This is a genomic window from Azoarcus indigens (assembly GCF_004361735.1).
Taxonomy (GTDB): Bacteria; Pseudomonadota; Gammaproteobacteria; order Burkholderiales; family Rhodocyclaceae; genus Azoarcus; species Azoarcus indigens.
Map to the genome: position 1 here is coordinate 400,210 of NZ_SNVV01000001.1, position 11,751 is coordinate 411,960.

Consider the following 11,751-nt stretch of genomic DNA (forward strand, 5'->3'; position numbering starts at 1 on the left):
TCTTAGCCCTGCCCGCCGCAGCGCGGCAATTGACGCGGAGCCCCCTGCACTCCGCCCGGACCGCCCGCCATGAAGCTCAATCTCGATCGCAATTCCACGGCCAACGTCGTCACCGGCTACGGCCCCGGCCACCTCCTGGTCAACAAGGTCCGCCACGACGGCAACCTGCTGCTCACCGCGGACCGCATCGTCACCGGCTGGGCGCCCGGCGGCTTCGCCGGCCTCACCGCCGAGGACTTCGCCGCGGTACGCGAACTCGGCACCGAGATCGTCATCGTCGGTACCGGCGAGCGCCAGCGCTTCCCCGCGCCCGCCCTGCTGCGCCCCCTGATCGACGCCCGGGTAGGTTTCGAGATCATGGATCTGGCGGCCGCCTGCCGTACCTACAACATCCTCGTCGGTGAAAGCCGCTCGGTGGCCGCGGCGCTGATGTTCGACCCCGCCGGCTGAGCGCGGCGTCATTCCGCTTAGCCCATAGCCTCCAGTCTCCCGGGCGCGATTGTCAGCCGCGCCCTTTGTCCATTACGCTGCGGTCAGGCCAATCACAGGAGGCAACATGACCGCAACGTCCGCGCCAGATTTCGACCTGGCCGCCACCGGCGGCAACACCGTGGCGCTTTCCGCGCTGCGGGGCAGCAAGGTGGTGCTGTACTTCTACCCCAAGGACAACACCCCGGGCTGCACCAACGAAACCAAGGATTTCGGCGCGCTCCATCCCGCCTTCGCCGAGGCGGGCTGCAAGGTCTTCGGCATTTCCCGCGACAGTCTCAAGTCGCATGAAAACTTCAAGGCCAAGCTGGAACTTCCCTTCGATCTCATTTCCGATCCCGAGGAGACCGCCTGCAACGCGTTCGGCGTGATGAAGATGAAGAACATGTACGGCAAGCAGGTCCGCGGGGTGGAACGCAGCACCTTCGTGATTGCCACCGACGGCACCATCGCCCGCGAATGGCGCGGCGTGAAGGTTGCCGGCCATGCCGAGGAAGTCCTCGCCTTCGTCCGCTCGCTCTGAGTCCCCGTGGGCCGGGCGAAGCTCTCCGCCGCAACTGCACGCAACACCCCGATCGCGTACGGAGAAACGACCCGGCCAGCCCCTCACTTCCCCGCCAGCCAGAGGTCATCGATGCCAGCAGCCGCCACGTCCAAGGAAAAGAAAGCCGCCGCTCCCCGTGCCCGGCGCACGGCCAGCGCGGCGAAGACCAAGCTCTTCGTGCTAGACACCAACGTCCTGATGCACGACCCCACCAGCCTCTACCGCTTCGAGGAGCACGACATCTACGTGCCCATCATGACGCTGGAGGAGCTGGACAATAACAAGAAGGGCATGTCCGAAGTCGCCCGCAACGCCCGCCAGGCGAGCCGGATGATGGACGAGATCGTGTCCTCCTGCCTCGACAAGATGGAGGCCGGCATCCCGCTCAAGGAGCCGTCCCACGACCTCGCCACCGGCAAGCTCTTCCTGCAGACCGAGGCCATCAACGTCACCCTCCCCGCGGCGCTACCCACCGCCAAGGGCGACAACCAGATTCTCGCGGTAGTGATGTTCCTCGCCGAGCGCTTCCCCGGCCGGGCGGTCATCCTGGTGTCCAAGGACATCAACATGCGCATCAAGGCACGCGCCCTCGGCCTGGACGCGCAGGACTACTTCAACGACAAGGTGCTGGAGGACACCGACCTCCTCTACACCGGCACCCGCGAACTGCCGGCGGACTTCTGGGAGACCCACGGCAAGGGCATGGAGTCGTGGAAGACCGAGGGCCGGACCCTGTACCGGCTGAAGGGCCCGCTGGCTCCCAACCTGCTGATCAACGAGTTCCTCTACCAGGACGGTGAAACCCCGCTGGAAGCCTGGGTCAAGGAGAAGACCGGCCGCACGGTGGTCATCGAAACGCTGATCGACTACAGCCACCAGAAGAACAACGTGTGGGGCATCACCTCGCGCAACCGGGAGCAGAACTTCGCCCTCAACCTGCTGATGAACCCGGAGATCGACTTCGTCACCCTGCTCGGCCAGGCCGGCACCGGCAAGACCCTGCTGACCCTGGCGGCCGGCCTCACCCAGGTGCTGGAGACGAAGCGCTATTCCGAGATCATCATGACCCGCGTCACCGTGCCGGTGGGCGAGGACATCGGCTTCCTGCCTGGTACAGAGGAAGAGAAGATGGCGCCGTGGATGGGTGCGCTCGAGGACAACCTCGACGTGCTCAACGGAACCACAGGCGAGGGCGGCGACTGGGGCCGCGCCGCCACCCGCGACCTGATCCGCAGCCGCATCAAGATCAAGAGCCTCAACTTCATGCGCGGCCGCACTTTCATCAACAAGTTCCTCATCATCGACGAAGCGCAGAACCTCACGCCCAAGCAGATGAAGACGCTGATCACCCGCGCCGGCCCCGGCACCAAGGTGGTCTGCCTGGGCAACATCGCGCAGATCGACACGCCCTATCTCACCGAAGGCAGTTCCGGCCTCACCTTCGCGGTGGATCGTTTCAAGGGCTGGCCGCACTCCGGCCACGTCACACTGCAACGCGGCGAGCGCTCCCGCCTCGCCGACCACGCAGCGGAAGTGCTTTAAAGCAGCGCCCCCGGCGGCAGGCGAACAAGGGCCATCGGGGGCAACTGATTTATTTCTAAAATACTACGCAACAAAGCAATATCAAAAAAATTAAATAAAAATCAATAGTTTGAAAAAAAGAAAGCAGGCCTTCTGCCCTGAAACCTTCTGAAACACCTGTTTTCCCCTGCTGCACCTCGGGTTATGATCCGCGCGCATAAGTAAAACTACGATTGACGGAGCTGCCAGAACGCTGAAAGCCGCGTCTCCACTGGCTGCGCTCGCTGCTCCGCCCCCTGACTGGAGTTTGCAGCACCCCATGGACATGCGCGCAACACGTCCTCCCCCTGCCGCCCCCGAGGCGGCCTGGCCCCAGGAACGCTTCCTCGACCCGAAACGCCCCATCGTCACCAAGACCGACCTGGAAGGCCGCATCACCTACGCCAACCCGGCCTTCGTCGCCATCAGCGGCTTCTCCCGCGAGGAGCTCATCGGCGCCCATCACAACATCGTTCGCCATCCGGACATGCCGAAGGCGGCCTTCGCCGACCTGTGGCGCACCGTCCAGGCCGGGCATCCCTGGCGGGGTCTGGTGAAGAACCGCGCCAAGAATGGTGATTTCTACTGGGTGGATGCCTACGTCACCCCGCTCACGGAGAGTGGTAGAACGATCGGCTACATGTCGGTGCGAAATGCTCCCAGCGGCACGGACCGCGCGGCAGCCGAGGTCCTGTACGCAGCAGTGGCCAGGGGTACGCAACAATTGCCTCCCACCCCCCTGCAGGGTGGCATGCCGCTGGGCTGGCTGAGCGGCGGCGGCCTTGCGCTTGTCACCCTGCTGGGCTCAGGCAGCGCCTTTACCACCGGCTTCATATCCTTCAGCCTGCTGGCACTCCAGCTAGCGACGGCGCTCTGCCTCTGGCTGCTGCTGCGAGCCTCGGTGACCTCACCGCTGCAGGCTGCACTGCAACTCTTCCACCAGGTTTCGGAAGGCAATCTCAAGGCAGAGATAAGCGCCCGAGGCTGTCGTGAGCTGAGCACCCTGCTCACCTCGGTACGCTCCATGCAGGTGAGCCTGCGCGCCCTGATAGGCGACGTAGTCTCCTCCGCCGGCGACACCGCCCGCGAGGCCGGCCTGCTCTACAGCAATGCCAGACGCCTGCAGCAGGGTTCTCGGGAACAGGCAGACCAGATCTCTTCTTCGGCCGCTGCCATGCAGGAGCTGGCTGTCTCGGTCAGCGAGATCGCCGGCACCACCGACAGCAGCGCGCGTGAGGCCGGCGAAGCGCTGCGGGTCACCGAGGAGGGCCAGCGCAACATGAACCACGCGGCCGACACCACTCACAAGGTGGCAGACGCGGTGGCGGACAACGAGCGCATGCTGGATGCGCTTTCCGAGTCGGTGGAGAAAATAGGCGCCGTGGCCGCCTCCATCAGCCAGATCGCCAAGCGCACCAACCTGCTGGCGCTGAATGCCGCCATCGAGGCGGCCCGCGCGGGCGAACAGGGCCGCGGTTTCGCGGTGGTGGCCGGAGAAGTCACCGACCTGGCCGGCCAGACACAGCAGAGTACCGAAAGCATCGCCAGCCTTGTGGCGGAGATCAATGAACGCCGTGCGGACGTGATCGCCAGCATGCGCTCGCTGCGCGAAGGCGTCTCCGACAGCGTGGGCACCATACGCACCGTGGTCTCCGAGCTGGAGGTCATCTCCCGCGCCAACACCACGGTGGCCGGCAATGCGGTGGAGGTCCGGCACATGCTGCGGCAACAGGAACAGGCCTCCACCGAGGTTGCCAACATCATGGAGCGGATGAGCAGCCTGACCGACGACAACCTGGATGCGGTCGGCCGGGTGGAGCAGGCGGCCGGCGCACTGGAGACCACTTCCCGCGAGTTGCAGCTGCTGGTCGGACACTTCGAACGCCGCATGTGATGCCGGCTGACGCCGGCATTGCATCTTCATCCGGGTGAGCGGCTCCGCCACCCGGAACTTGCGCCAGATCAGTCAAGGCGGGAGCGCCAACCCTATAATCCGCCGTATTCCATTCGCGGATCGCGCCATGACCGCCACCGCCGCCGAAATGCTGGTCGGAGCCAGTTCGGACTTCCTCAAGCGCTTCTCCCCCTTCAACCGCATGGAGGCGGATGCGCTGGCCTTCCTGGCTGGGCGCGCGGTACTCGCCTTCCATCCCAAAGGCAGCGCCATCCTGACGCCCGAGATGGGCCAGGCGCGCAGTTTCTACATCGTTCAGCGCGGCAAGGTGCAGGCGCGCCAGGTGGGTGCGACCGCCGTCACCGAATACGCCAGCATGACGCTGGGGCCAGGCGAGTGTTTCCCCATCGGCGCCATCTCCGCCGCCCGCCCCTCCACCAACAGCTACCTGGCGGTGGAAGACAGCTTCTGCTTCCAGATCGGCGCCGATGATTTCCTGCAACTGATGCAGATGAGCCCGGTGTTCCATCTCTTCTGCACCCAGTACATCGCCAGCCTGCTCAACCAGTCGCGGCAGCAGTTGCAGACCACCTTCACCCAGCGCGCCGCCGAACAGCAGACGATGACCACGCCGCTGGGCCAGCTCGTCAAGCAGGCGCCCATCCACGTCGCACCGGAAACGCCCACGCGCGGCGCGCTGGAGAAGATGGCCGAGCACCGCATCGGCTGCATCGTGGTGGCGGACCGGGACAGCCGGCCAGTCGGCATCCTCACCCAGAGCGATCTGCTGCCGCGGGTGGTGCTGCCGGGCTTCGAATTGTCGCGCCCCATCAGCGAGGTCATGACGGCCAATCCGCACCAACTCCCCACCAGCGCCTCCGCCTACGACGCCGCGCTGGAGATGGCCACCCACGGCGTACGCCATCTGCTGGTGATCGACAACGACGGCAAGCTGAAGGGCGTGGTCTCGGAGCGGGATCTGTTCTCCCTGCAGCGCATCAGCTTGCGCCAGATCCGAGCCGGCATCGACAGTGCCCAGGATGTGGAGGCGCTGCAGCGGGCCAGCCGCGACATCCGCGCGCTGGCGCTCAACCTCATCGCCCAGGGTGTAGGCGCCGAACAGCTCACCCAGTTCATCTCCGCCCTCAACGACGCCCTCACCCGCCGCATCATCGCGCTCGCGCTGGAGCGGCACGACCTCTACGGCATCGACCACGCCTGGTTCGCCTTCGGTTCAGAAGGCCGCCATGAGCAGACCCTGTCCACCGACCAGGACAACGGCATCATATGGCAATGCCCGGAACTCCAGGACGTGGAGCGTATCCGCCAGCGCCTCATCGCCTTCGCCCGCGACGTCAACGAAAGCCTCGCCGCCTGCGGCTTCCCGCTATGCAAGGGCAACATCATGGCCAGCAACCCGGCGCTGTGCCTGACGCTGGACGAATGGAAGGAGCGCTTCAGCCACTGGATACGCGAGCCCGATCCGCAGGCCCTGCTCAACGCCTCCATCTTCTTCGACTTCCGCGTGCTCCATGGCAACGAACGCCTGGGCGACCAACTGCGCAACTGGCTCAATCGCAACGCCCGCAACACCCCGGCCTTCCTGCGCATGATGGCCTCCAACGCCCTGCAGGTATCGCCGCCGCTGGGCCGCATCCGCGACTTCGTGCTGGAAGACGACGGCACCATAGACCTGAAGACCTGCGGCGCCCGCCTGTTCGTCGACGCCGCCCGCATCCTCGCCCTGCGCACCGGCGTGGATTCCAGTTCCACCGCCCAGCGCCTGCGCCAGGCCGCCACCCGGCTGGGCGGACAGCAGGAGGAGGTTGCCGCCATCCTCGACGGCTTCCACTTCATCCAACTGCTGCGGCTGCGCTCCCAGCACCTGGAAACCGAGCATGGCGCACCCGGCGACAACAAGATCAATCCGGACAGCCTCAACGAACTGGACAGACGCATCCTCAAGGAAGCCTTCCGCCAGGCGCGCAAGATCCAGCTACGCCTCAAGCTGGACTACCAACTATGAGCAACTGGCTCACCCGTCTGCTGTCCGGCAGTTCCCGTCCCAACACCGAGCTGCCGCACTTTGAAACCCGCTATGTGGTAGTGAACACCGAAGCCAGCGGGCTGAATCCCGACAGCGACCGACTGCTCGCGGTGGCCGCCCTCGGGATCGAAGACGGCGTCCTTGATCCCCGGGACAGCTATTACGCGGCCATCACGCCCTCCGCCGACGACGCCCTCAGCGGCCTGCTCGACTTCATCAGCGGAAAACCGGTGGTCGCCTTCAACGCCGATCTCCAGCGCGCGCTACTGGGGCACACCCTGGGCAATCGCGCAAATGCCCTGGCGCAACCGCTCTACCTGGACCTCTATTACCTGCTGCCCGCCCTCTTCACCGAGAAACGGGAGCTGCCCGGCCGATTGGCCGACTGGATGGCGCTGTTGGACATCGAAACCTTCCAGCGCCATCACGCCCTGGGCGACGCCTGGGCCATCGCCCAGCTTTTCCTCGCCGTCCAAGGGAGGGCGCTGAGCCAGGGCCTGGCCACCGCCAGCGCCCTTGCCGAGGCGGAACACGCCTATCGACAACTACGACGGCAGGCTTAGGCGCCCCCCAACCCCGGCCGTGCCTGGTGCCACGGCCTAATCCTCGGAGGCGCCGGCTCCGGACGGGGTAAGCGTTTACACCTACGTCCTTGATGCGTATAGTCCGGCCGATGCGCTTCCGACCTACCCTCCTCGCCCTCGCCCTTTCCGCGGCACTGCTCTCACCGGCGCAAGCCCACGAAGCCGCCGTTCCGGCCCAGGAAGAGGCACACGGAACGCTGATGTCCGAGTATTCGGATGCGGTTCAGGACCTGGTCAACCAGGGTATGAGCTACCTGGGTATCCGCTATCGCTTTGGCGGTACTTCCCCCGAAACAGGCATGGACTGCAGCGGACTGGTACAGAACGTGTTCCGGAACGCAGTCGGCCTCGACCTGCCCCGCACCGCCCGCGAGATGGCGTCCCTGGGCGACAAGATCAATAGGCAGGAGTTGAAGCCGGGCGATCTCGTCTTCTTCAACACCATGCGCAAGGCCTTTTCCCACGTGGGCATCTACATGGGTGAAGGCCGCTTCCTCCACGCCCCCGCCCGCGGCGGCGGAGTCCGCATCGAAAGCATGTCCACCGCCTACTGGGCCAAGCGCTTCAACGGCGCCCGCAGGCTGGTGAACGAAGAAGAGGCGCTGCCGCTCGGCCACTGAGGCCAGCGGCAGCGCCTCTTCCGGCTGCCCGCATCCAGTTCCTTCCAGGCTTTCGCCCTATTTCTTGCGCTTGCTGCTCTTGCAGTTGCCGTTGCATGCACCGCAATCCTCGGTGATGCGCTTGCCCAGGGCCTGCTGCAGCGCACACACCGAGCGCCGACAACAAACGAACATCACCCCTTCCCGGCTGGCGGCTTCGCGAAAGCGCTGCATCACGTTGTGGCCAAGGAAATCGGTGAAGAGAATCACCATCTGAATGCCCGAGGGCAGCGGAGCAGTGCGCCGCTGATGGCTGCTGTCACGGCCGCTCACATGCGCGGCGATGCTGATACCAAACTGCTGCAGGACATCCGGGATATTGCCGAGGCGGTCGGCGCCAACGATCAGTGCGTTCATGCGATCTTCCTGTATGCGAACAATTCTCATCCGCATCATGATCGTAAAACGTGAGTTTTTCAACTGAGAATTTGTATCATTAACAATTAAAAGCGTTTCCCATCTTCCTCCGTTCCGCTCCGGAAACACCGCTGAGGAGAGAAACCATTTCCATACAATGGGATAAACCCTCCACGGGCACGGGATGCATAATCCCCAAGACGAGCATCTTCTCTCGCTGCGCCATGCCCTTCCTCTACCGCAACGCCCCGATGTTCGCCTCTCCCAACCCACCGTCGGCTCCAAAGCCATCGTTCCGGCGGGGGAGCGAGCGATGATCCCCTGGCTCACGGATCGCCCCTGTTTTCCTCCGGTCGAGCAGGCCCTGGTGGAACCCAATGGCCTGCTCGCCGCCGGCGGCCTATTGAGGCCGGAATGGCTGCTGGCCGCCTACCAGCACGGCATCTTTCCCTGGTACAGCGCCGGCGAACCCTTGCTGTGGTGGAGCCCCAACCCGCGCTTGATCCTGGAGCCTGCGGCGATCCGCATCACCCGCTCGCTTCGCAAGACGCTGCGCAGCCGGCGTTTCGAGGTACGCCTGGACACCGTCTTCGAAACGGTGCTGAAGGAATGCGCCGCGCCGCGCGAGCCGGGCGGCGGCACCTGGATCACGCCGGAGATGCAGGCGGCCTACTGCCGCATGCATGAACTTGGCTACGCCCACAGTGTGGAATGCTGGCGTGACGGCAGGCTGGTTGGCGGCCTTTACGGCATGGCGCTAGGCCGCGCCTTCTTCGGTGAATCCATGTTCTCGCGCGAAAGTGATGCCTCCAAAGTTGCGCTGGCCCACCTGGCGCGCTTCCTTGAGCGCCGGGAATATGCCGTGATAGATTGCCAGATGACCACAGCCCACCTGCTCTCCATGGGCGCGCGCGAAGTGCCGAGGCGGGAGTTCTGCGCCGGCCTCGCCCGCTGGACCCACGAGGGAGAACCGCCCGCACGCTGGAACAACGAGGCGCTGGTGGACATCGACTGGACCTGACGGAGATTGCTCGACGCTGAGCGCGAAGAACGATGCAGCAGGACTACCCTTACGCGCTGATCCAGTTCTACGCCACCGCGCCCTACGCGTGTTCCTACCTGCCAGACCGCATGGCGCGTTCCCAGGTCGCCACGCCAGGCCACCTCATTGACCCGCAGGTCTACAGCGAACTGGTGCGCCGCGGCTTCCGCCGCAGCGGCGTGTTCACCTACCGCCCGCATTGCGATCACTGCAATGCCTGCGTGCCGGTACGCATCCCCATCGCCCGCTATGAGCCAGACCGCAGCCAGCGCCGCGCCGGCAAGCGCCACGCAGACCTGGTCACCGATGAACATCCGCTGGTGTTCTCCGAGGAGCACTACATGCTGTATCAGCGCTACCAGGCCTCACGCCATGCCGGCGGCGGCATGGACCAGGACAACCGCGAGCAGTACGCCCACTTCCTGCTGCAGAGCCATGTGGACACCCGGCTGGTGGAGTTCCGCGAGGACGGCGTCCTGCGCATGGTGAGCGTGATCGACCGCCTTACCGACGGCCTCTCCAGCGTCTATACCTTCTACGACCCCGAAGTGGCAGGCAGCGCCTATGGCACCTACGGCATCCTGTGGCAGATCGATGCCTGCCGCCGGCTGCGCCTGCCCTATCTCTACCTCGGCTATTGGATAGGCGAAAGCCGCAAGATGGCCTACAAGGCACGGTTCCGGCCACTGGAAGGCTATCGCGACGGCGACTGGCGCCTGCTGGACACCTCCGCCCACGAAAGTTGAGCGCCGGTAGCGGGCGGTTCGCCGAGCAAGACGCGAATCGTTACAATCCCGCGATGCTCTACGACCTCGCCCGCCCTCTGCTGTTCTCGCTGGATGCCGAAACAGCCCACGAACTGGCCATCGCCTCCCTCAACCTCGCCGGCCGCGCCCTGCCCACCTGCAGCACCGACGCTTCCGATCCGGTCGAGGTGATGGGCCTGCGCTTTCCCAACCGTGTTGGCCTCGCCGCCGGCCTGGACAAGAACGGTGAGGCGATAGATGGCCTCGCCCGCCTCGGCTTCGGCTTCATTGAGATCGGCACGGTGACGCCGCGCCCGCAGCCCGGCAACCCGCGCCCGCGGCTGTTCCGGCTGCCGGAGGTGAAGGGCATCATCAACCGCATGGGCTTCAATAACCATGGGGTGGATGCGATGGTGGCCAACATCCGTGCCGCCAAGTTCAAGGGCGTCCTGGGCGTGAACATCGGCAAGAATCTCACCACGCCACTGGAAAACGCCTTCGATGACTACCGCCTGTGCCTGGAGAAGGTCTATCCGTTGGCGAGCTACGTCACCATCAACGTCTCGTCACCGAACACCAAGAACCTGCGCCAGTTGCAGGGCGGCAGCGAGCTGGACGACCTGCTCGGCCGGCTGAAAGCGGAGCAGCAGCGCCTGGCCGACCAGCACGGCCGCTACGTACCGCTGACGCTGAAGATCGCGCCCGATCTCGACGCTGCGCAGATCATCGAGATCGCCGACGCGCTGCGCCGCCACCGCATCGACGGCGTAATCGCCACCAACACCACCGTGTCGCGCGAGAAGGTACAGGGCCTGCGCTACGCCGAGCAGCAGGGCGGCCTGTCCGGCGCGCCGGTGTTCGAAGCCTCCACCGCGGTGGTCGCCCAACTGGCCCAGGCGCTCGCCGGGGAGCTGCCCATCATCGCCGCCGGCGGCATCACCGACGGCCGCTGCGCACGCGCCAAGCTGGAAGTTGGCGCGGCCCTGGTCCAGCTCTATAGCGGGCTGATCTACCGCGGCCCGGGCCTGATCGGCGAATGCATACGCGCCACAACCGAAGCGCCGGCCACCTGAGCCGCGCCTGAACACCGCGGCCATCGGGGGCGCAAACCAGCCCTTGGAGCGCCCGCCAGGGCTGTCGCCGGCCCCAAGCTCCAACGGTTCCCCCAAACGGCGGGCTTGAGCCGCCCGCCCCGGCGGCGCGATAATCCGCCGATTGCAGCCTGCCCCCGGGGCCATGAGCCATTACCTCTTCATCGTCATTGGCGCCGTCCTCGTCAATAACGTCGTCTTCGTCCGCATTCTCGGCTTGTGCCCCTTCATGGGCGTGTCCAAGAAGCTGGAGACCGCGGTGGGGATGGGGCTGGCGACTGCCTTCGTGCTCACGCTGGGCGCCGGCAGCAGTTACCTGATAGACCGCTACCTGCTGCAGCCGAACGATCTCGCCTACCTGCGCACGCTGTCCTTCATCGTCGTCATCGCCGCCATCGTTCAGCTCACCGAACTGGTCATCCAGAAGAGCAGCCCGCTGCTGCACCAGGTGCTGGGCATCTATCTGCCACTGATCACCACCAACTGCGCGGTGCTGGGCATCCCGCTGCTGAACGTCGGCATGGGCCACGATCTGCTGGAATCGCTGCTATTCGGCTTCGGCTCTTCCGCCGGCTTCACCCTGGCGCTGATCCTGTTCGCCGGGCTGCGCGAACGGCTGGAAGGCGCCGACGTGCCGGGGCCGTTCAAGGGCACCGCCATCGCCATGATCACCGCCGCCTTCATGAGCCTTGCCTTCATGGGCTTCGCCGGGCTGGACCGTTTCCGCTGAACGGCCCG

Annotated in this window: 12 protein-coding genes; 11 read left to right on the forward strand and 1 reads right to left on the reverse strand. The window is 65.3% G+C overall.

The window, feature by feature from the left end:
- The first annotated feature begins 69 nt into the window (after positions 1-69).
- The 7 genes from C7389_RS01840 (at position 70) to C7389_RS01870 (ending at position 7,738) form a co-directional block, all read left to right on the forward strand.
- Positions 70-450, forward strand: a complete 381-nt coding sequence (locus tag C7389_RS01840) for an Mth938-like domain-containing protein (protein ID WP_133587755.1) — start codon at positions 70-72, stop codon at positions 448-450.
- A gap of 106 nt (positions 451-556) precedes the next feature.
- Positions 557-1,012: a peroxiredoxin gene (locus C7389_RS01845; protein ID WP_133587757.1), complete on the forward strand. Its 456-nt coding sequence runs from the start codon at positions 557-559 to the stop codon at positions 1,010-1,012.
- Positions 1,013-1,123: 111 nt separating this feature from the next.
- Entirely contained in the window at positions 1,124-2,575 is a 1,452-nt protein-coding gene (locus tag C7389_RS01850; RefSeq protein ID WP_211168152.1) for a PhoH family protein, read from the forward strand.
- Between the two features lie 298 nt (positions 2,576-2,873).
- Positions 2,874-4,487: a methyl-accepting chemotaxis protein gene (locus tag C7389_RS01855; RefSeq protein ID WP_133587759.1), complete on the forward strand. Its 1,614-nt coding sequence runs from the start codon at positions 2,874-2,876 to the stop codon at positions 4,485-4,487.
- 127 nt (positions 4,488-4,614) lie between these two features.
- Positions 4,615-6,513 carry a DUF294 nucleotidyltransferase-like domain-containing protein gene (locus C7389_RS01860; protein ID WP_133587761.1) on the forward strand — a complete coding sequence of 633 codons (1,899 nt, stop codon included), beginning with the start codon at positions 4,615-4,617 and terminating at the stop codon, positions 6,511-6,513.
- A complete protein-coding gene (locus tag C7389_RS01865; protein WP_133587763.1) occupies positions 6,510-7,097 on the forward strand; it encodes a 3'-5' exonuclease in 588 nt (195 codons plus the stop codon). The genes C7389_RS01860 and C7389_RS01865 overlap by 4 nt, the downstream gene beginning before the upstream one ends.
- A 110-nt stretch (positions 7,098-7,207) precedes the next feature.
- Positions 7,208-7,738 carry a C40 family peptidase gene (locus C7389_RS01870; RefSeq protein WP_133587765.1) on the forward strand — a complete coding sequence of 177 codons (531 nt, stop codon included), beginning with the start codon at positions 7,208-7,210 and terminating at the stop codon, positions 7,736-7,738.
- 57 nt (positions 7,739-7,795) lie between these two features.
- Here C7389_RS01870 and C7389_RS01875 read toward each other — a convergent pair whose 3' ends face one another.
- Positions 7,796-8,134, reverse strand: coding sequence for a DUF2325 domain-containing protein (locus C7389_RS01875; RefSeq protein WP_133587767.1), 339 nt, complete (start codon positions 8,132-8,134; stop codon positions 7,796-7,798).
- A gap of 313 nt (positions 8,135-8,447) precedes the next feature.
- Between C7389_RS01875 and aat the strand changes: the two genes are divergently transcribed.
- The 4 genes from aat to rsxA all read left to right on the forward strand — a co-directional run bounded on the left by aat (position 8,448) and on the right by rsxA (position 11,743).
- Positions 8,448-9,155 carry a leucyl/phenylalanyl-tRNA--protein transferase gene (aat, locus tag C7389_RS01880; RefSeq protein ID WP_133587769.1) on the forward strand — a complete coding sequence of 236 codons (708 nt, stop codon included), beginning with the start codon at positions 8,448-8,450 and terminating at the stop codon, positions 9,153-9,155.
- Between the two features lie 32 nt (positions 9,156-9,187).
- Positions 9,188-9,922, forward strand: a complete 735-nt coding sequence (locus C7389_RS01885; protein WP_133587771.1) for an arginyltransferase — start codon at positions 9,188-9,190, stop codon at positions 9,920-9,922.
- A gap of 53 nt (positions 9,923-9,975) precedes the next feature.
- Positions 9,976-10,995 (forward strand): quinone-dependent dihydroorotate dehydrogenase, encoded by a 1,020-nt coding sequence (locus C7389_RS01890; protein WP_133587773.1) that lies wholly within the window; start codon positions 9,976-9,978, stop codon positions 10,993-10,995.
- A 163-nt stretch (positions 10,996-11,158) separates the two neighbouring features.
- Positions 11,159-11,743, forward strand: a complete 585-nt coding sequence (gene rsxA, locus C7389_RS01895; protein ID WP_133587775.1) for an electron transport complex subunit RsxA — start codon at positions 11,159-11,161, stop codon at positions 11,741-11,743.
- The last annotated feature ends 8 nt before the right edge of the window (positions 11,744-11,751 follow it).